At 40.1% G+C, this 19,322-nt stretch carries 20 protein-coding genes; 15 read left to right on the top strand and 5 right to left on the bottom strand.

Going from position 1 to position 19,322, the window contains the following annotated elements:
• Window positions 1-15 precede the first annotated feature (15 nt).
• From AC3WLU_RS19130 to AC3WLU_RS19120, 3 genes are all read left to right on the top strand, one after another.
• Entirely contained in the window at window positions 16-486 is a 471-nt protein-coding gene (locus tag AC3WLU_RS19130; RefSeq protein ID WP_400450368.1) for a UCP033725 family protein, read from the top strand.
• A 55-nt stretch (window positions 487-541) separates the two neighbouring features.
• Window positions 542-928 (top strand): UCP033725 family protein, encoded by a 387-nt coding sequence (locus AC3WLU_RS19125; RefSeq protein ID WP_492597743.1) that lies wholly within the window; start codon window positions 542-544, stop codon window positions 926-928.
• Window positions 929-1,072: 144 nt separating this feature from the next.
• The gene (locus tag AC3WLU_RS19120) at window positions 1,073-1,264 is read left to right on the top strand and encodes a hypothetical protein (RefSeq protein WP_413003036.1); all 192 of its coding nucleotides are present in this window, start codon (window positions 1,073-1,075) and stop codon (window positions 1,262-1,264) included.
• 196 nt (window positions 1,265-1,460) lie between these two features.
• On the opposite strand, the gene AC3WLU_RS19115 is transcribed toward AC3WLU_RS19120, so the two are convergent.
• Entirely contained in the window at window positions 1,461-2,717 is a 1,257-nt protein-coding gene (locus AC3WLU_RS19115; protein ID WP_492597742.1) for a DUF445 domain-containing protein, read from the bottom strand.
• Window positions 2,718-2,987: 270 nt separating this feature from the next.
• Entirely contained in the window at window positions 2,988-3,965 is a 978-nt protein-coding gene (locus tag AC3WLU_RS19110) for a bile acid:sodium symporter family protein (RefSeq protein ID WP_492597741.1), read from the bottom strand.
• 320 nt (window positions 3,966-4,285) lie between these two features.
• On the opposite strand from AC3WLU_RS19110, the gene AC3WLU_RS19105 reads away from it, so the two are divergent.
• From AC3WLU_RS19105 to AC3WLU_RS19090, 4 genes are all read left to right on the top strand, one after another.
• Window positions 4,286-4,963 (top strand): response regulator transcription factor, encoded by a 678-nt coding sequence (locus AC3WLU_RS19105; protein ID WP_264640162.1) that lies wholly within the window; start codon window positions 4,286-4,288, stop codon window positions 4,961-4,963.
• Window positions 4,960-6,339: a sensor histidine kinase gene (locus AC3WLU_RS19100; protein ID WP_400450374.1), complete on the top strand. Its 1,380-nt coding sequence runs from the start codon at window positions 4,960-4,962 to the stop codon at window positions 6,337-6,339. The genes AC3WLU_RS19105 and AC3WLU_RS19100 overlap by 4 nt, the downstream gene beginning before the upstream one ends.
• A gap of 98 nt (window positions 6,340-6,437) precedes the next feature.
• Complete coding sequence (locus AC3WLU_RS19095) at window positions 6,438-7,544, top strand: ABC transporter permease (RefSeq protein ID WP_400450375.1); 1,107 nt, start codon at window positions 6,438-6,440, stop codon at window positions 7,542-7,544.
• On the top strand, window positions 7,541-8,218 hold the full coding sequence (locus AC3WLU_RS19090; protein WP_057278537.1) for an ABC transporter ATP-binding protein: 678 nt from the start codon (window positions 7,541-7,543) through the stop codon (window positions 8,216-8,218). The genes AC3WLU_RS19095 and AC3WLU_RS19090 overlap by 4 nt, the downstream gene beginning before the upstream one ends.
• A gap of 181 nt (window positions 8,219-8,399) precedes the next feature.
• Here the strand turns inward: AC3WLU_RS19090 and bioC are convergent, their stop codons facing one another.
• Genes bioC through bioF form a run of 3 tightly spaced genes read right to left on the bottom strand, consistent with a single transcriptional unit; the run spans window position 8,400 to window position 11,156 of the window.
• Window positions 8,400-9,221, bottom strand: coding sequence for a malonyl-ACP O-methyltransferase BioC (bioC, locus tag AC3WLU_RS19085; protein WP_413022645.1), 822 nt, complete (start codon window positions 9,219-9,221; stop codon window positions 8,400-8,402).
• Window positions 9,211-9,960 (bottom strand): alpha/beta fold hydrolase, encoded by a 750-nt coding sequence (locus AC3WLU_RS19080; protein ID WP_400450378.1) that lies wholly within the window; start codon window positions 9,958-9,960, stop codon window positions 9,211-9,213. The genes bioC and AC3WLU_RS19080 overlap by 11 nt, the downstream gene beginning before the upstream one ends.
• Window positions 9,957-11,156 (bottom strand): 8-amino-7-oxononanoate synthase, encoded by a 1,200-nt coding sequence (bioF, locus tag AC3WLU_RS19075; RefSeq protein WP_328110132.1) that lies wholly within the window; start codon window positions 11,154-11,156, stop codon window positions 9,957-9,959. The genes AC3WLU_RS19080 and bioF overlap by 4 nt, the downstream gene beginning before the upstream one ends.
• Window positions 11,157-11,573: 417 nt before the next feature.
• Here bioF and AC3WLU_RS19070 point away from each other — a divergent pair, with 417 nt between their 5' ends.
• From AC3WLU_RS19070 to AC3WLU_RS19035, 8 genes are all read left to right on the top strand, one after another.
• On the top strand, window positions 11,574-12,413 hold the full coding sequence (locus AC3WLU_RS19070) for a YitT family protein (RefSeq protein ID WP_328130088.1): 840 nt from the start codon (window positions 11,574-11,576) through the stop codon (window positions 12,411-12,413).
• 153 nt (window positions 12,414-12,566) lie between these two features.
• The gene (locus AC3WLU_RS19065; protein ID WP_034305959.1) at window positions 12,567-12,752 is read left to right on the top strand and encodes a hypothetical protein; all 186 of its coding nucleotides are present in this window, start codon (window positions 12,567-12,569) and stop codon (window positions 12,750-12,752) included.
• A 359-nt stretch (window positions 12,753-13,111) separates the two neighbouring features.
• Window positions 13,112-14,401 carry an ABC transporter substrate-binding protein gene (locus AC3WLU_RS19060; protein ID WP_098184943.1) on the top strand — a complete coding sequence of 430 codons (1,290 nt, stop codon included), beginning with the start codon at window positions 13,112-13,114 and terminating at the stop codon, window positions 14,399-14,401.
• 150 nt (window positions 14,402-14,551) lie between these two features.
• Window positions 14,552-15,412 carry a carbohydrate ABC transporter permease gene (locus AC3WLU_RS19055; protein WP_098865664.1) on the top strand — a complete coding sequence of 287 codons (861 nt, stop codon included), beginning with the start codon at window positions 14,552-14,554 and terminating at the stop codon, window positions 15,410-15,412.
• Window positions 15,412-16,230 (top strand): carbohydrate ABC transporter permease, encoded by an 819-nt coding sequence (locus AC3WLU_RS19050; RefSeq protein ID WP_057278543.1) that lies wholly within the window; start codon window positions 15,412-15,414, stop codon window positions 16,228-16,230. The genes AC3WLU_RS19055 and AC3WLU_RS19050 overlap by 1 nt, the downstream gene beginning before the upstream one ends.
• 57 nt (window positions 16,231-16,287) lie before the next feature.
• On the top strand, window positions 16,288-17,322 hold the full coding sequence (locus AC3WLU_RS19045) for a LacI family DNA-binding transcriptional regulator (RefSeq protein WP_098184992.1): 1,035 nt from the start codon (window positions 16,288-16,290) through the stop codon (window positions 17,320-17,322).
• 226 nt (window positions 17,323-17,548) lie between these two features.
• Window positions 17,549-18,277, top strand: a complete 729-nt coding sequence (locus AC3WLU_RS19040) for a ThuA domain-containing protein (protein WP_440438186.1) — start codon at window positions 17,549-17,551, stop codon at window positions 18,275-18,277.
• A gap of 13 nt (window positions 18,278-18,290) precedes the next feature.
• Complete coding sequence (locus tag AC3WLU_RS19035) at window positions 18,291-19,313, top strand: Gfo/Idh/MocA family protein (protein ID WP_057278545.1); 1,023 nt, start codon at window positions 18,291-18,293, stop codon at window positions 19,311-19,313.
• Window positions 19,314-19,322 lie beyond the last annotated feature (9 nt).

The following is a 19,322-nucleotide window of genomic DNA, read 5'->3' as shown; positions in this document are numbered from 1 at the left end:
GAGGTGAAGCTAAAGGTGAAATATGCCATATATAATCATAAGGATTACCTCTTAAATATCCGTAACGACAGGTTAAGACTAAGAACCCATGAACCTGAACAAGGATTTCGTGAAGTTTTTGATCAAACAGGGAATAAGACAAATCTATTTATCAAGGATGTGACTAAAGAAGAAGTTGATTTAGTTTATGAACTAAAGTTTTTGGTAGCTTACAAAGGTAAAGAGTTTGAGCCATATTCATTAGGCAGGCATATCTTGGATGAAAATGAGATTTCGTTATTTAGTATGGATAGTAATGATGCAGCCTGCTATGAATTCGAAAAGCAAGAGCAATTTGTTTTTAAAAAGGACGTGCCTCTTAACGACATAGAAGCGATTATTGAGATGAAAAAACCACTATTAATATTTGAAGATTTACCTGAAAGCAGGAAGGTTATACCTAGGGGAGAAGTTAGAGACTATATAATGAAGTTGAATAGTATATGAATGAAATGGAATTTTATTTTTATGATAAATACTTACCTGAAAAATGGAGAAAACTATGATAAGAAAAGGAAGGTATGCAATACATAATGGTAGCGAGTATAGTATTAGTCTACTGGAAGAAAAGTCTTTAAGGTTAATAAGTAATAAGCATGCTGATCTATCTCAAGGTATCAAACATTTAGATGAAAATATTTATATAAAAAATGTTTCTGTAGAAGAGGTAGAAAATTTATTTAAGATAAATTCGAAGGCAATATATAAGGGAGAGTTGTTTCCAGCATCTGAAGAAAGAAGAACTGGAAAAGTATTGTTGGATACAACAAACACTGAACTTACTAAAAGGATGGGTTTTGAACAGACAGATAAATATATGTACTCCAAATCTGTGGAATGGGATGCAGTGAAAATAATCGAGGAGAGAAAACCCTATACATTAGATTAATTTCCTGATTTAAAGTGCCCACATAAAGTAAAAGCGATTATTTCTTCAAAAAGTGGGTATTAAGAGTTAAGCGGTCTTTCATTTAATATCTAGCACTAAGTTTTCTTTATGTTGAATAAGGAGAATTTGGTGGGAGGTGATTAAATGAGGAAAGCCTATGGTATAAAAAGTTTGATGATTTACCTTGAGTCGGTAAATTATCCAATTACCGAAGAGGAAATCAATGATCTAATTTTGAATAAAAAGATCCCCCATCTCAGACCCATCGATAATTTGCTGATTTTTAATTTGGATCATATTGATGGCTGGCTTAATGATCAGCAATGCAACCCTTAGTTAATTGAAGCCCTGCTTTAAGTGGGGCTTTGACTTATATGTATACCTGTAATCTAGGTCTATTGATAAAAAGGAAAAGCTAGCCGAGGTGTTTCATGAAAACCTTGGCTGGCTTTTTGTTTATCTCTTCATTTTCAGAAAAACGAATCAGTCCCAGTTGATTTGGTAACGACTGTATACTGCCGTTATGCCTGGATTATAATAGCCTAAGCAAAGCCTGTGCACCTGTTAGGATAAGCCCTATGATAAAACCGCAGACCGCCCCGTTCACCCGAATCCACTGCAAGTCTTTTCCTACACCATTTTCCATCATATCAATCAGCGTTTCGTTGTCTAACTTATCTAAGTTTTCTTGTACAAGATTGCCGATTTGCGTATGATTTTTTTCAATGAGAACAGTAATTTGTTTCTGTATCCATTGATCGATGCGGGTGCTATTTTCCTTAATATTGTCCAGTATATGATGAATCATTGGAGTCAGGTAAGTATCCATGAAATGTTCATCTTCGACGAAATCCAATGCTTCTTGTTGAATTTGTTTTAGGCTTCCCTTTATTGTCGCCTCAGGCTCCCATTTTGTCAGAAGTTGTTTTTTCCATTTTTCAACTCCTTCTAACAGTTCCCGGTTATGGTTAATGCCTTGTATCTCTTTCCTGAAATATAAGATTAAAGCCTCTCTATTTGGTTCTTTCTCGTTTTGTAAATTATTTACGACACTTAATAGCAGGTTTTGGATGATATTCCCAAGTTTCTCTTCGTTAAGTAGACTTTGAATGGACTTAACGGCGAACTGAAGCATACCTTCCAGTTCAATCTTGCTGAGTACATCCATGGAAACAATGCCAAGTCGGTGACTGGTTTCTTTTTTTCCTAACCAATCTTCAGCTTTTTTCAAAACATGATCCAAAGCCTTCTTATCAAACTCTTCGTTAAGTAACTCTGAACTTACTAAATGAAGAATCTTGCTCATGTCTATGCCAGAAAGTGATGCTTTAATTTTTTTTGCAACGAAAGGCGAAATCTTTTCTATATCTATATAACCAATCATTTGCTTGATCAGTTTAATCAGGACTTTTCTAAAAGTATCACTTTGAATCTCTTTTCCTAAAATAGGGATCAATTTTTCAGTAAAAGGAATATGTTTTACTTTGTCCTGAATGCTTTCCTTAGAAAGCCAGTCGTTTTTTAACATCGAAACAAGTGCATTTGTCATTCTTTTACGATTGTTGGGCAAAAGCGCTGTATGGGGGATTGGTAATCCAAGCGGATGGCGGAATAATGCAGTGACTGCAAACCAATCTGCCAATCCGCCGACTAAACCAGCCTCAAACCCTCCATGTAATAAATCTAAAGGCAATGTACCTTGAAATGGAGTGGTTGCAATGTAACCCGCCCCCATGATAATTAGTGAATATCTAGCTATTTTTCTTGAAGATTTTATTTTTGGTGACATTATATTCCCTCATCCTTAAAATGATAGTCAATTACTATAACCCGAATCATTAGCAAATTTTATAACTTACTTTCATCTAGTAGTATAGCAGGTAGTACAAAAAAATAACCACAACAAGGCAGTAAGTTCATTATTTTTGGGCCTTGAATATTGTCATTTTCCCTTGAATGTTCAATATTCTGATGATAAATGCACAAAAAAAGCCGATTCACTCAATCGGCTTTTTTTATTCATTTACTGAAAAGCATTTTTTTGTTCATCTCCAACATATTATGATGCGTCTGTTTTTATCGAATTATTTTTATCGGTGCCTAGATTTTTTTTATCTTTCATGAGACTGAAGATATAGGCCAGAACGGAACCTGATATGTTATGCCAAACACTGAAAATGGCACTTGGAACAGCGGCCAAAGGCGAGAAGTGGGCTGTTGCTATGGCTACACCTAAACCAGAGTTCTGCATACCGACCTCCATTGCAACAGCTTTCTGTTTAGCTAAATCCATCCCGCATAAACGAGCAAAGAAGAAGCCGAGTAAAAAGCCAAGAACATTATGAAGAACGACTACTGCAAAAATCAGCAACCCTGTTTTAGCCAGCTGATCTTGGCTGCCAGCTACTACGGCAGATACGATCAGAACGATGGAAATGACAGATACTAGAGGTAAAGCCTTTGCACCGGCCTCTGCCTGTTTGCCGAAAAACTTCTTAACAAGAAATCCCAGTATCAGTGGGATAATCACCACTTGAATGATCGAAATGAATAATGACCCAATACTGATGTTGACCCATTTACTTGCCAAGAGCAGAATAAGCAGGGGCCTTACGATAGGCGCTAGAATAGTGGAAACAGAAGCAATGGCAACTGCAAGCGCAACATTTCCTCTCGCAAGAAACACCATGACATTCGAAGCCGTTCCACTAGGGCAACATCCTACCAAAATAACACCAACAGCGACTTCTTTGGGCAAATCGAACCCTATTGCTAATCCGAATGCCAATAAGGGCATAATGATAAAATGACCTGCTACCCCTAGTGCGACCTCTTTCGGCCGTCGGAATACTTCTTTAAAATCCGCTGCTGATAATGTAAGTCCCATGCCAAACATGACAATTCCTAATAATGGAACAATATAGGCTCCAATCCATATAAAATGATTAGGTAAGATATACGCAATAACTGCAAATAAAATGACCCATAAGGTAAACGTTTTACCAGCAAATCCGCTGATTTTCTCTACTACTCCCATAGTGACCTCCTAGATGTTTTAAAATAAAACAATTATAATTTATATTCAGAATATTTAAAACCCTTTTGGACAATAAAAATATCAATAGGGCTGAACTTGTGTGAATATGACGGTTTACTATAGGAAAAAAGCGGACAGGGTTTTTAGAATCTGTTTGCTTTTGACTTTATTTTTTTAAAAAAATAAGAAGGTGCTGTATATTAGCGGCAAACTAGTTTATAAGGAACCGGAAATTGAATTAGTATTTGTTGTTTTACAGGTTTAATTATTGCTATTGTATGTTTAGCCAGGGCTATAAAAGAAGTGGAGATGTGGTTTCTTTGATACATATATTAATTGCGGATGATGATCGGCATATTCGGGAGTTGCTTAAATTTCACTTGGAAAAGGAAGGGTACATGGTATCGGAAGCGAAGGACGGTAATGAAGCTTCCTTGTTACTGGAGAAGGAACGGATCCATCTGGCTGTTGTCGATATAATGATGCCGTATAAAAACGGACTGGATCTTTGTAAGGAAATCCGGGATCAATATGATCTGCCCGTCATTTTATTGACAGCTAAAGATCAACTTATCGATAAGGAAAAGGGGTACTTTGCGGGTACGGATGATTACCTCGTGAAGCCATTTGAGCCAAGGGAACTTCTATTTCGGATAAAAGCGCTATTGCGAAGATACCGTATGGTGAATTCTGAATCCATCTCATTGAATCAAACGGTGATTGACCGTAAAAGTTACGAAGTGCGAATAAAGGGGAATACGCTGCTCCTGCCGCTTAAGGAATTTGAGCTGCTGGCTCAGCTGGGAAGTTTTCCTGATCAGGTCTTTACGCGTGAGCAGCTTATTGAACTGGTTTGGGGTGCTGATTTTGCAGGGGATGATCGAACGGTTGATGTCCATATTAAACGGTTGAGGGAACGTTTTGCCTGCCGGACCGATGACTTTGTCATAACGACTGTCCGTGGCTTAGGTTATAAACTGGAGGTCAACAAGAAGTGAAAACACTTTATTTCAGGATAGTTATTCAAACCATTTTGATCATGGTGCTTGCCAGTGTCATCGCTTTTTTAATTTCCAATGTCTATTATCATCAGGTTCAAAAACCCAACAATGGTGAGAAGATAAGCAAAGTCGCAAGTGAGATCGTCTCCTTATATGAGGAGAATCCTGATCAGGATATTGATGCGTATTTAACCCATATTGCAGGATTGCACTATCAAATGTATCTATTTAATGAGCAGGGTGAAGGAACTTTATATGGTGAGCCGTTTCGGGAAACGAATTTGGACCGCGACACGATTTCCGGAGTTTTGAATGGGAATACCTATCAAGGGATCGCCAATTATAATAATGGGTTATTTATTACGGGTTTTTTTGAAGATGTATTAATTAATAGCATTGGGGTCCCGATGAACGTGAATGGTGAAAAGCATGCATTGTTTGTAAGGCCCAATATAGAGCTGCAGTTTGGCGAATTTCGCTTTTTCCTTGCAGTTTTACTCGTTCTGACGCTACTTCTTAGTTTTTTATTTGTGATCATTAATACACGTTTCATCGTTAAGCCGATTACGAAATTAACGGAGGCTACAAAAAGAATCGCCGATGGGGATTATAGTAGTGAATTGAATGTCTCCCGAAGGGATGAAATAGGGGACTTGGCACAGCACTTCTCGAAAATGACTCAAAGCATACAGCGGTTGGATGATATGAGGCAGGAGTTCGTATCGAATGTATCTCATGAAATTCAATCTCCGCTTGCATCCATCCAAGGTTTTTCCCAAACCCTTCAATCGGAGGAATTAACAAAGGAACAAAGAAATCAGTACTTATCCATCATTGAAAAAGAAAGCAGGCGCATGTCGTCGTTAAGCAAACAGCTGCTCATGCTTGCTTCGTTGGATAAAGTAGATGATCCGCTGCAGCGGTCAAAGTTCGATTTAGCGCAGCAAATCCGGCAGGTGTTGTTCATGCTGGAATGGAATTGGCGGGAAAAGGATATGGTGATCGAAATGGATTTGCCGTCCACCGCCATTTCTGCAGATGAGAAACTTTTAAATCAAGTTTGGACGAATTTGATAACCAATAGCATTAAATACTCGGAAAGCGGCAGTTCAATCCATATTCGGATTAAAAGTATAGGCAGTACTGTTGAAGTGATGATCGCGGATACGGGCATTGGAATTCCAGAAGAAGACCTCCCTTATATCCTTGATCGCTTTTATAAAGTCGACAAAGTGAGGAACAGAAGTGAAACAGGCAGCGGATTAGGACTTTCGATCACGAAGAAGACGGTTGAACTTCATGGAGGAACGATTGAAGTCCAAAGTGAACTTGGTAAAGGGACCACTTTTTATATACGGCTGCCCTTTATGTAATCAGTTGTTCATCTTCCATTCATATTGAGTGTTTACAATCGAGTCATACCGATTGAAGCAGGACTTGATTGGTAAACAAAAGAAAGGGAGATGAAATGATGTTTTTGGCAATGCGTGAACTAAAGCATTCAAAGTTACGTTATCTGCTGGTTGGACTGATCATGGTATTGGTCGCTTTGCTTGTTTTTATCATTTCAGGATTAGCTAATGGACTTTCATCAGATAATGCTTCATCCATACAAAACATGAAAGGCAACTATTTCGTCATGGAGCATGACTCTAAAAATAAATTGAATCGATCGATCATATCGATGGAAAAGCTTGATGAAATCCGGGCTATATCGGATGTTAAAGAAGCCGAAGGGCTGGGGCAAATGATGATCACATTGAATAAAATCGGATCATCGGAGAAAACGGATGCCACTATTTTTGCGACCGATGCCAGTGGGATTTTAGCACCAAAGGTCATAGAAGGAACGAGCTATGACAATAAGAAACAAGGTGAAGTCGTTGCAGATCGTTCTTTAAAAGAAGTCGGTTATAAATTGGGTGATTCACTTAAAGATGACCTATCAGGTAAGGTTTTCACCATTGTTGGTTTTACTGAAAATCAGTCTTACAGCCATACACCGGCAGTTTACATGAATGTTAAGGGGTGGCAGGAGATTAATCCTGGATTGAAAAATCAAGGTAAAGACTCAATCAGCGCAATAGCCGTGCAAATGGATTCGAAGTCAGAAGAGAATGTACGTGAATCATTGCCTGAAGGTGTAACGCTCATTTCGAAAGAAGAATCACTTCAGAGTATACCAGGGTTCAAAGAGGAACAGGGGACATTGACGATGATGATTGCCTTTTTGTTTGTCATTGCAGCTTTCGTTTTGGCCGTATTCTTTTATGTGATTACTTTGCAGAAGACGAATCAATTTGGAGTCCTTAAAGCACTGGGGGCCAATACGGGCTACCTGGCAAAAAGCATCGTTGGTCAAGTAATGCTGCTTGCCGTGACATGCATAGCCATCAGTGTTGCCCTGACATTCGGCGTCACTTTAATCATGCCAGAAGGAATGCCATTTGAATTGAGTGCCGATTTGGTCATTAAATATTCCGTATTACTTTTGGCTGTATCCGTATTGGGTTCGCTGCTATCCCTATACCGAGTAGCGAAGATAGACGCGATCGAAGCAATAGGGAGGGTATCATGATGGGGGATAAACTATTATTTGAAAACGTCAGTAAGGTTTATGGGGAAGGCGATAATAAGGTGAAAGCCCTTGATGATATTTCCCTGAATGTGAGAGCGGGGGAATTCGTCGCCATCGTCGGTCCTTCAGGTTCAGGAAAAAGTACTTTTCTTTCGATAGCAGGTGCGTTACTATCCCCGAGCAAAGGCCGCTTACTGCTGAATGGTGAGGATATTACAACACTATCCCCAAAAGAATTGACTCGGGTGCGCCTTGAAAAGATCGGGTTTGTATTCCAATCGTCGAATCTTGTGCCATATCTCTCCGTACGAGATCAGCTTCTGCTGCTTTCCGAATTGATCGGCAAGCGAGATAAAACAACTGTGAAAAAAGCGGACGAATTGCTTAGCCACCTTGGACTTGGACATCGGACAGATCACCTGCCAGAAGCACTGTCGGGCGGTGAGCGGCAGCGTGTAGCCATCGCCCGTTCGCTGATGAATGATCCAGAAATCATTTTAGCGGATGAACCAACCGCAAGTCTTGATTCCAAAAGAGGCAGGGATGTTGTTGAAATGCTTGCACATGAGGTGAAATCAAGAAATAAAGCGGCCATCATGGTAACGCATGATGAAAGAATGTTGGATTTATGTGATCGAGTGGTCAATATTACGGATGGCAAGGTATTTGGATGAAGTTATACGTAAAAAGTCCGCCGCCTCTCCAAAGGAATTAGGAGTGGCGGCGGACTGAATTGCTTGAAGGGGATGGTTAACCGACAGTAAGCGGATGGAATACTAGTAGTTACTTTATATAAACGATTTGCGATTATGTATAATACTTACTTTGCTTGTATCCCAGCTGGTTATCTTCGGATCATTCATGTTTTTTTATTTTAAAGAACAAGCAGTGATAGGTTGCTTTCACACCTGAATCATTTCGGAATTCTGTGTCGTATATGTTGATTAACTCTCGAAAAAGGGAAGGGCGCTGGCAGTAGTTTTCTTTGTTGCTGTTAGCAGCGCCAATCTTTTTGATTGAAGTGAAAAATTCACGAACTGTCTGAAAGTACTCCAGTTCAAGCTTTTCTATTTTTGTAATCTCGATTGGAGCTGCTGCTGAATAGGGGATTGCTGCTTCACAAACTTGGGATAATTCTTCCAGAGTGTAAAACGTTTGACCTGGTGAACTATCCATGGAAAGTTGAAGCTTTTCTTTCGCTTGTTCATATGAACTATGAAGCTCTTGAAAGGTATCTATTCCGAACGTTGAAAATATCAGGCTTCCTTCCGCCGTTAATCGTGTAAAAAGTTTTTCAAGGGTTGCAGGAAGATCATTCAGCCATTGAAACGTTGCATTGGAAATAATCAAGTCGTAATTTTCATTTAGCGCCATTTCTTCGATGTCCGTACATAAAAATGTAACACGGTCTTCCTTTGTTAATCCTTTTGCCACTTCAACCATACCGGGTGCCAAATCAACAGCCGTAATGGCGGCATTAGGGAATGTTTTGACGAGTAACCTGGTTAAGTAACCGGTGCCGCAGCCGATTTCAAGAATATTGATTTTATGATTGGTTTTTTTTTGAGGAAGCAAATCCACTAATTGCTTTGCCATGTTTTTTTGAACATTGGCATACGCATCATATGTTTGCGCGTGTTCACTGAATCGCTTGCTTAACAATCGTTTATCTATCATGAACGTACTCCTTTTGAATAAATGTTTTTATATGATCCATACATTCCTCTGGTTTTGTGAAAAATGGAATATGACCAGTACCTTCGAAAATACGAACCTCGGCTTTCCCACCCAGATTCTCTTTAATGAAAGATGAAGCTTCAAGTGGACAAATTTTGTCTTCCCTCCCATGAAGCATTAAAAAGGGGGCTTCAATCCGGTCGAGTCTTGCTCGAGCATCTTTCTGAAGTAAATAATCCAGTCCAATCAGAAGCGAAAACACATCATCTCCATTAAACTCGCTTTGACTGATCCTGGTGAATTGATGATAAAAACCTGCTTCTTTTTCAGCATCGGAAAACATCGCTTCATAGAAGGAAGTCAAAGTCTTCTCTTTATTGCGCGGCAGTTGTTTCTTCATGCGCTCGACCATTCGCGGATCCCAGCCAACTGAATAATTTTCCCCTGTAGTGAACCGACTTGTTGCGCCAAAAAGGATAAAACCTTTTATTCTTTCTCGAAAAGAACTTGAAAGTTCAAGTGATACTAGTGATCCTAATGACCAGCCCAATAAATAAACAGGACCATCGATGGAAGCGATTGTGTTTATGACCCGTTCTTCAAAGTCATTTAGTGCCTTCATATCTCTCCAATCTATAAATGAAAGGTGAAATAGTTCTGACAGCGGTTTGATTAACGGTTGAAACGCCTCTTTTTCCATTCCCCAGCCAGGAAGCACGACTAAATTCGGCTGCTTCATTCAACAACACCCATTTCTTTTCCAATGATCGAAACTTTTTGAACTGCCCAATCAAGATCTTTTTTATCGTGGAGAGCCGTTACGGTAAACCGGATTCTCGCTTCATTTTCAGGAACGGTCGGCGGCCTGACAGCAATAGCGGCAATTCCTTCTTTTTGCAAACGTGCAGCAAATTCCATCGCTTTTTCGTTTTCCCCGATGACGATAGGAACAATTTGTGATCGGCTTCCGCAAATGTTAAACCCGTAATTTGTGAGTTCTTCTCTAAAGTATTCTGAATGTGTTTGGAGCAGTGAGCGGCGTTCTGGTTCTTGCTGTACGAGTTCAATCGCTGTTTTTATAGCACCGAGTATGGCAGGGGGAAGTGCAGTTGAATAGATGAATCCGCGCATGCGATTTTTTAAATAGTCGATGAGCCATTCTTTCCCGACAACATAGGCACCGAATGAACCAAGCGCTTTACTGAATGTTCCCATTTGGATATCTATTTTATTTTGAAGATGGAGATGACCTGCATAGCCTTCACCGTTTTTACCGTAAATGCCGCTTCCATGTGCTTCATCTGTCATTAACATTGCGTTATAACGTTCCTTTAACCGAACTAGGTCTTCAAGATAAGCGAAGTCACCATCCATGCTGAAGACCGTATCCGTCACGATTAATTTACGTGCTTCAATCGGTGATTTTTTCAAAAATGCTTCTAAATGATCTAAATCATTATGACGATAGCGTACATGCTTTGCTCTGCTTAAAAGAGCTCCATCGACAATGCTTGCATGATTCAATTTATCACTATAAATAATATCGTTACGGGACAGCAGGGTGGAGATTATTCCAAGGTTCGCGTTATAACCACTGTTGATGATGAGTCCTGCTTCGGCCTTCTTCCAATTGATAAGAGCTTGTTCCGCCTGCTCGTAAAGAGGATGATTGCCAACAATTAAACGTGAAGCCGTTGCTCCTGCACCATATGTATGTACGGCATCAACCATAGCCGTTTTCAGCCGCTCATCTCCTGCATATCCTAAATAGTTATTAGAAGCTAGATTAAGCATCCTGCACCCGTTGATCGTAAGCCAAGGCTGCTCGGCACATACGGTTGATACGAGTTCGCGCTTTTGCGAAATCTCTTCTAAATGAGCCAGTTCTTTTTTTATTTTTTCTTCCCAACAAAGTAAACGTTTTTCACTGTGCATGGCCATTCTCCTTTTTATATGTCAACTAAAAATAATATATGTTAACACATAAAATATTCTAATCATGACTCAATGAAACTGTCAAGCTTTGAAAACGAGCATGAGAATAAAGTAATGATCCATTAATCTGGGAGAATTCAAGGGTCGGAAAAGGCTGGTAGATTATTTAGGTCCCAGCCAGGAACATGAATCTAACCAGAAAAATCAGTTTAAGGAGAATCGGGCAGCAGTGGTTTTGTTAAGCTAATGTATAAAAATTTGTATTAAGCTCGTTCATTGAAGATAATCTAACTTCCAAGGTAGTCTTTTTGTTAAACCTTCAAATCTTTGAAGGATTAAATGGAATTCCATGTTACTATAGAGCAGTGAAAATTAACAGAATTCACATTAACCATTACATAAAGGAAGGGTATAAATATGAAAAAGATTTCTTTAGATGTTTTCTTTATATTAATAGGAGCTTTTATTTTCGCTTTGGCAATAAATCTTTTCGTCATTCCCAATGAGCTTGGTGAGGGAGGGGTCACAGGGATAACCATCATACTGTTTTATCTTTTTGAATGGTCACCAGGGCTGTTAAGTTTGATCATTAACGCTTTCCTGCTCATTGTCGGTTATAAATTTTTGTCGAAAATGACAACGGTATATACAATCGTAGCCGTTGCCTTTAACTCACTTTTCCTTCATTTAACCGAAAGCTGGACGATATCTTCAGATGAATTGGTCATCAATGCGATATTTGGCGGGGTTTTTGCCGGTGCAGGTATTGGCATGATCATTCGTGTTGGAGGCACTACTGCCGGTACGACGATCCTTGCCCGAATTACGAATAAGTATTTGGGATGGAGCTTAAGCTACGGACTTCTGTTTTTCGATTTAATCGTTGCGTTCTCATCTTATTTCATAATTGGCGCTGAAGGTCTGATGCTCACTATACTAATGCTTTATATTGGAACAAAAACGATGGAATTCATCATTGAGGGATTGAATCCGAAAAAAGCGATCACCATCATTTCAAAAGAAGCGGACCAGATTGCAAAACAAGTAACCGAATTGATGGACCGGGGGGTCACTGTTTTTAGTGGTCATGGATACTATACAAAAGAATCCAAGGATATTTTATATATCGTTATAAGTAAGCAAGAGGTACTGAAGTTAAAGAGAATAGTGCAGTCAACGGATAGCAATGCTTTTATAGCCATACATGATGTTCGGGACGTATTCGGTGAAGGTTTCCTGGATATCTCGAAGTCCTGATGGTAATAATGTATAAGCGAAATGAAAAGGCCTAATAGGCTTTTTTATTTTGTATGGCGAAAAATCTATAAATTCTGAATAATTTGTTATATTATGTAAGTAAGAAACCACACACCCTGAGGAGTGCAGCCATTAAATGTGGAGGTGTCCAAGATGATCCTTTTAAAAGTGGATGACAGAAAGTTTGGGAAAAGCAATATCAAGTACAGTGTCGTTGATAAGGAAACGAATGAATTGATCATTAGCGGTGTGTTTAAGGAATTTGGACAAGCAAGCGATAAATATTATGAATTGAAGGATGAATACGGTCCTTCCAATGTAAAGATGATATTGAAGTGAAAAGAGGGGGACCGACGGGTTTCCCTTTTTTCGTATAATGCCGGGAATGAAAATGCCCGTACAATAAATAATCGGATAAAGGAATAATCAAAGGTTTCTGAATCATATAATTAGATTAAGAGAGTTCTTAATATCCTTTTTTTACAATATACTACAATTTTATTGTAAAGTATGGAATTTGGTGGTAATATAAAGCGCATAAATGTAAACGTTTGCAATGTTTTTGTGAGGGGGTGATGTAAAAGAAGTACGATAGACTACGAATTTTATAGAATGAATGGCTTTTATTTTACTAATTTTATGCAAACGTTTTCTTAAAATTGCATGAATATTATGAGAAAAAGGGAGAGTGGGTAGGCATGAAGCGTAAAAAATGGTACGGGGGAATTCTTACTGTTTTATTGATTTTTAGTGTGATTTTGGCTGGATGCTCTTCTTCAACAGGCGGAAACAGCGACTCAAAGGACGTCGTGACGCTGGATATATTTCAATTCAAGGTAGAATTCAAGTCGCAATTCGAGACATTGGCAAAACAATATGAAAAAGAAAATCCAAATGTGAAGATCAAGGTATCGACAGTCGGCGGCGGAAATGATTATAAATCAGCCATTACGGCAAAGTTCGCTTCAGGTGAGGAGCCAGCGGTGTTTAACATTGGCGGACCGGTAGATGTCGCACAATATAAAGATAGATTAACAGATTTAAAGGACACGAAGGCTGCTGCTGCAGCGCTTGACGGTACTTTGGATGGCGTGGAAGAGGACGGGCAAGTCCTTGGACTTCCATTTAACCAGGAAGGATACGGCTTGATTTATAACAAACGGATATTTAAAGAAGCCGGAATTAATCCTGATGACATTACAAGTTATGAAACATTAGAGGCGGCAGTTAAGAAAATCGATTCACAAAAAGACAAATTGAAAATCGATGCAGTTTTCGCGTATCCGGTCAAAGAGAAGTGGGTGACAGGAAACCATTTATCCAATGTATTCTTATCACCGGAGTTTGATGGGAATGTGTTAGAAGCAAGTAAGGCACCAACGGTTAAATTCACGGATGGTGACAAGTTTAAACAATTGGTCGATATCCAAAATGAGTATTCCGTCCAGCCGACAGCAAGTCTTGATTACTCCCAACAAGTGGAGGAGCTGTTCTCGCTTGAAAAGGTTGCGATCATTCAGCAAGGTAACTGGGTTTATAACACAGTCTATGATATGGATCCTGAGTTAGCTGAAAAGGGAATTGGCATCATCCCGATTCCAAATGGAGACAATGCAGGCATGCCGGTCGGTGTACCGAACTATTGGGCAGTGAACAAGAAATCGGATGAAAAGGTACAGGAAGCAGCGAAGAAGTTCCTCGACTGGATGTATACATCCGAAGCAGGGAAAAAAGCTGTTTTGGAAGATTTTAAATTCATTCCTGCTTATGAAGGATATGATGTAGAAAAAATTGCCGATCCAATTTCAAAAGAAATTTATAAATACTCTCAAGAAGGAAATACGATTGGATGGGTGTTTAATGGATATCCGGTCGGTTGGAATGATGATCTTGGTGCAAGTGTCCAAAAATACGTAACTGGTAAATTGACTTGGGAGGAACTTGTCCAACAGAACATTGAAAATTGGGAGAAGATTCATAGCAAATAAGAGTTGGGAAATGCAAGTGACCAATCGGCAAGAAAAACGTGTCGATTGGTTGTTCCTTCTTAATAGAAAAGTCGCAAAGGGATTCATCCCAATAACCCAGTCATGATCTAACCCATTAACTATTAAATCATTTCAAGGAGGTCGGTTTCGTTGAGAAATCGGGATGCCGCATATTGGCTGTTTTTAACACCTGTTCTTGCTGCACTCATTTTGGTTGTGATCGTGCCACTCATCTACGGATTTTATTATTCCTTTACGAATTGGAACGGTTTAGGGACACCGGATTTCATCGGTTTTAAGAATTATATAGACTTGTTTACGGATAAAGGGTTCCTTGATACATTTTGGTTCACGATTAAATTTTCCGTAGCGGCAATTGTGGTAATCAATATCATCGGATTAAGTTTGGCTCTCATCGTGACTTCGAAAATTAAATCAAGCAACATATTGCGGACAGTTTTCTTTATGCCCAATTTAATTGGCGGCTTGATACTCGGCTTTATTTGGCAGTTCATTTTTATTAAGGTCTTCGGTGCGATTGGTGATTTGACGGGGATCGAAGCATTTAATGGGTGGTTATCGACGACTGATACCGGATTTTGGGGATTGATCATTTTAACGTCCTGGCAAATGGCCGGATATATCATGATCATTTATATCGCCTATCTGCAGGCAGTTCCTGAAGACTTGATCGAAGCGGCAAAAATTGACGGAGCTAACAGTTTCCAGCGCTTTCGCCATATAACTTTTCCACTAGTAGCACCTGCTTTTACCGTCAGTTTGTTTTTGACGCTTTCCCACTCGTTCAAGATCTATGATCAAAACCTTTCCCTGACGAATGGAGCTCCCTATAATTCAACTGAAATGGTTGCGATGAACATTGTAAAATCCGCCTTCACCGAAAACGATATGGCATATGCACAGGCAAAAGCCGTTATCTTTTTCATAATCGTGGCGGTCGTTTCGCTGACACAAGTCTATTTCAATAAAAAACGGGAGGTTGAGCTGTAATGAGGGGAAAATGGAAATTGTGGCTGATTGGATTCATCGGATTCATTTTGGCCATATTATGGCTCACTCCGTTTTATTTAATGCTTGTCAATGCTTTTAAAATGAAACGGGATATATTTGCCGATACATTGGGACTGCCTGAAACCTGGACATTGGAAAACTTCACTCAAGCTTTCGAGCAATTGGATTTCCTCCGGACTTTATTCAATTCTTTATTGATATCGGGCGTCAGTGTAGTCATCATCATCATCTTTTCTGCGATGGCAGCATACGCTCTTTCCCGAAACAAAAGTAAAATAAGTTCCCTGCTTTTCTTTGTGTTTGTAGCAGCCATGCTGATCCCGTTTCAGTCTGTGATGATACCGCTCGTTGCCCAATTCGGACAGCTTGGGATGCTGAACAAGGCTGGACTGATTTTCATGTATTTAGGTTTTGGCTGCAGTCTATCCATATTCCTATATCATGGTACCTTAAAAGGGATTCCCCTCTCACTAGATGAGGCAGCAAAGATTGATGGTGCAAACCGATTTCAAGTATTTTGGTATATCATATTTCCACTATTAAAGCCGATGTCCATTACAGTTGGGATCTTGAATGTCATTTGGATATGGAACGACTATTTGCTGCCATCCCTTGTTATTGGCGGCGCGGGATCGGAGACCATTCCACTTAAATTATTCTTCTTCTTCGGACAATATACGAAGCAATGGCATCTCGCCTTGGCTGGACTTACTTTATCCATCATTCCAGTCATCATTGCGTACTTTTTTGCTCAGAGGCAAATTATTAAAGGAATTGCAGATGGAGCCGTTAAATAACTATTTAAATATAGGGAATATTAAACCATGTGCGGTGAACGGGGAGTGTTGATGAATTTGTCTGTTACTATAAAAGACGTTGCCAAAAAAGCAAATGTCGCTCCATCAACGGTATCGCGTGTAATCCATAACAGCCCGACAATCAGTGAAAAGACCAAGCGCAAGGTACGCAAGGTATTAAAGGAAATGGGCTATCATATGAATGAAAATGCCCGGAACTTAGTCACGAAGTCAACTAAGGCCATTGGGATCGTCATGAAAAGTTCGGCAAGGGAATCACTTTATAATCCTTTTTTCCCCGAAGTGATCCGGGGCATCGGAGATTTCTGTAATAAAGAAGGGTACAGTCTTTCTCTGACTACCGGCGAGACGGAGGATTCCATCTTTGAGGATGTCGTGAAAATGGTCCAGGGCAGAAGAGTGGATGGCATGATTGTTTTGTACTCTAAAAAGGACGATCAAGTGGTGCCGTATTTATTGAAGCAGGGCTTCCCGTTCGTTTTGATCGGGAAGCCAAGTACGAACATGAGCGGTATCACATTCATTGATAACGATAATGTTCAAGCGGCCAGGGAAGTATCGGAGTTTGTAATCAATCTTGGACATGAGCGAATCGCCTTTTTAGGAGGCAGCCCCGAGTTTGAAGTGATCCAGGACCGCTTGACAGGCTTTCAACAAGCGATGGAACAGGCCGGGGTGGATGTGCGACAGGAATATATCAAATTGATTCCTTTAAATCGAACGGATGGAATAAAGGCGATTGACGAATTGCTGGAATTGAAGGAGGCACCAACCGCTTTTTTGGTTATGGATCTTTTATTGGGTGTGCTCTTACTTGGAGTGTTAGCCGAAAAGAACTTGAAAGTGCCGCAGCAAATAAGCGTCGTCTGTTTTAACCACTCAGAATTCATAGAATTTTTAAGTACCCCGCTGACAACGGTTGATATCCATACGTATCAGTTAGGGTATGAAGCCGCAAAATGCGTGTTCGATCTTATTGCGAATCCGGAAATGATGGAAAAGAGCATCAGCATTCCTACCAAAATCATAAAACGAGAGTCGCATTTTGTTGCTGAAAAGGAAATTAAATGAAAATTGTAGAAAAGTTTTACCAATTAAAGCTTGATTTTTGCTAACATAAATTTACAATATAGATTATCACTATTATTTTTGAAAATTCATACTTTCTAAGGCCGATAAGTATGTTCTTATATTTTGATCATCCCTAACGCAAACGTTTGCGTTTTGAATAAAGAGGTAATAGTTAAACAACAAAACAAGTTGCCGTGAAATGATTCTTGAATGGAGGAGGTTGTTCATGAGAGTCCTTGTATGGAATGAGTTTCGTCACGAGAAAACAAAGCCTGAAGTAGCAAAAGTATATCCGGATGGCATCCATGGTGCAATTGCCGGATTTTTACAAAGTGAACAGGTCGAAGTGAGGACCGCTACTCTCGATGAAGAAGAGCACGGATTAACCGAGGAAGTACTGGAACGAACCGATGTACTGCTTTGGTGGGGGCATGTTGCACATGATGAAGTTCAGGATGAAATCATTGCAAGGGTTCACAAGCGAGTACTTGAGGGAATGGGTCTCATCGTCCTCCATTCTGGTCATTTTTCAAAGATCTTCAAACGATTGATGGGAACGACTTGTGATTTGAAATGGCGGGTGGCGGATGAAAGGGAACGGCTTTGGGTAGTCGATCCGAGTCACCCTATCGTTGATGGAATCGGAGAATATATCGAGCTTGAAAAGGAAGAGATGTACGGGGAATATTTTGATATTCCTGCACCAGATCAATTAATATTCGTCAGTTGGTTTGAAGGCGGGGAGATATTCAGAAGCGGTTGCACGTATCAGCGGGGTAAAGGGAGGATTTTCTATTTCCGTCCAGGACATGAAACATATCCTACCTACCATAATCCGGAGATTCAGCGTGTGATTAAAAATGCCGTTGATTGGGTCAAGCCGGAATTCGGAATCGCAACGAACTATGGTAAAGCCGAACCGTTGGAATCCATCTCATCCAAAGAGATGAAGTGAAGGAGAGAACAAAATGGGCATAGTGAAGGTAGGAGTCATTGGATGCGGGAGTATCGCAAAAAACAGGCATTTTCCGGAGTATGAATCACATCAGGAAACGGAGATCATTGCCGTTTGTGATATTGTGCCGGACCGGGCGAATGCAGCAGCACAAAGGTATGGAGCGCAAGCATATACTGATTATATAGAACTTTTGAAGAATGAGGAGATTGAAGCGATCAGTGTATGTACACCGAATTACCTGCATGCGCGCATCACGGTTGCGGCCTTGGAAGCGGGTAAGCATGTCCTATGTGAGAAACCAATGGCTACTTCTTTAGCAGACGCTGAAAAAATGAATGAAGCAGCAGCGAAAAGCGGCAAAATACTAATGATTGGCCATAATCAGCGATTTGTTCCCTCTCATCAAAAAGCGAAACAGCTTATTGAGAGCGGGGAGCTAGGGAAGATCTATAGCTTCCGGACGGCTTTTGGACATTCCGGGCCGGAAACCTGGAGCGTGGACGGACTGGAAAGCTGGTTTTTTAAAAAGGATCAGGCGGTCATTGGTGCAATGGGCGATTTAGGCGTTCATAAAGCTGATTTATTACGGTATATCCTTGGAGAAGAATTTGTTGAAGTGGGAGCCTTTGTGGAAACGACTGCCAAGAAAAACACGGACGTTGATGACAGTGCGGCCTGTATCCTCCGGACGGAGAACGGTATCATCGGAACTCTTACCGCCAGCTGGTCTTATGCAAAAGAAGACAATGCTACGGTCATTTATGCGGAAAAAGCGGTATTGCGCCTTGAAGACGATCCGAAATACTCACTGATCATCCATCATGATAATGGAAAGACAGAAACCACCCAATTAGGAAGCATCCAGACTAATGACTCAGAAGGACAGCATGATTCCGAAGTGATCAGCCACTTTGTAAAATGTGTGGTGGACAATGAGGAGCCTCTTGTCTCAGGAGTTGAAGGATTAAAGTCATTAAAAGTCATTCTTGGCGCGATGGAATCAAATGCATCCCGAAAAATCATCCGCTTATAAAGGGGTTAA

The sequence above is a fragment of the Peribacillus sp. FW305-BF15 genome, from assembly GCF_058783805.1.
The sequence above is the reverse complement of the archived record's forward strand: the minus strand, read 5'-3'. Positions and strand labels throughout refer to the sequence as shown.

Coding starts and splice junctions, on each gene's coding strand:
- bioC (WP_413022645.1), bottom strand. CDS start 9,221: ATGATAGATAAACGATTGTTAAGCAAGCGATTCAGTGAACACGCGCAA.
- AC3WLU_RS19090 (WP_057278537.1), top strand. CDS start 7,541: ATGATGGGGGATAAACTATTATTTGAAAACGTCAGTAAGGTTTATGGG.
- bioF (WP_328110132.1), bottom strand. CDS start 11,156: ATGCACAGTGAAAAACGTTTACTTTGTTGGGAAGAAAAAATAAAAAAA.
- AC3WLU_RS19065 (WP_034305959.1), top strand. CDS start 12,567: ATGATCCTTTTAAAAGTGGATGACAGAAAGTTTGGGAAAAGCAATATC.
- AC3WLU_RS19035 (WP_057278545.1), top strand. CDS start 18,291: ATGGGCATAGTGAAGGTAGGAGTCATTGGATGCGGGAGTATCGCAAAA.
- AC3WLU_RS19080 (WP_400450378.1), bottom strand. CDS start 9,960: ATGAAGCAGCCGAATTTAGTCGTGCTTCCTGGCTGGGGAATGGAAAAA.
- AC3WLU_RS19125 (WP_492597743.1), top strand. CDS start 542: ATGATAAGAAAAGGAAGGTATGCAATACATAATGGTAGCGAGTATAGT.
- AC3WLU_RS19115 (WP_492597742.1), bottom strand. CDS start 2,717: ATGTCACCAAAAATAAAATCTTCAAGAAAAATAGCTAGATATTCACTA.
- AC3WLU_RS19060 (WP_098184943.1), top strand. CDS start 13,112: ATGAAGCGTAAAAAATGGTACGGGGGAATTCTTACTGTTTTATTGATT.
- AC3WLU_RS19070 (WP_328130088.1), top strand. CDS start 11,574: ATGAAAAAGATTTCTTTAGATGTTTTCTTTATATTAATAGGAGCTTTT.
- AC3WLU_RS19050 (WP_057278543.1), top strand. CDS start 15,412: ATGAGGGGAAAATGGAAATTGTGGCTGATTGGATTCATCGGATTCATT.
- AC3WLU_RS19110 (WP_492597741.1), bottom strand. CDS start 3,965: ATGGGAGTAGTAGAGAAAATCAGCGGATTTGCTGGTAAAACGTTTACC.
- AC3WLU_RS19120 (WP_413003036.1), top strand. CDS start 1,073: ATGAGGAAAGCCTATGGTATAAAAAGTTTGATGATTTACCTTGAGTCG.
- AC3WLU_RS19040 (WP_440438186.1), top strand. CDS start 17,549: ATGAGAGTCCTTGTATGGAATGAGTTTCGTCACGAGAAAACAAAGCCT.
- AC3WLU_RS19095 (WP_400450375.1), top strand. CDS start 6,438: ATGTTTTTGGCAATGCGTGAACTAAAGCATTCAAAGTTACGTTATCTG.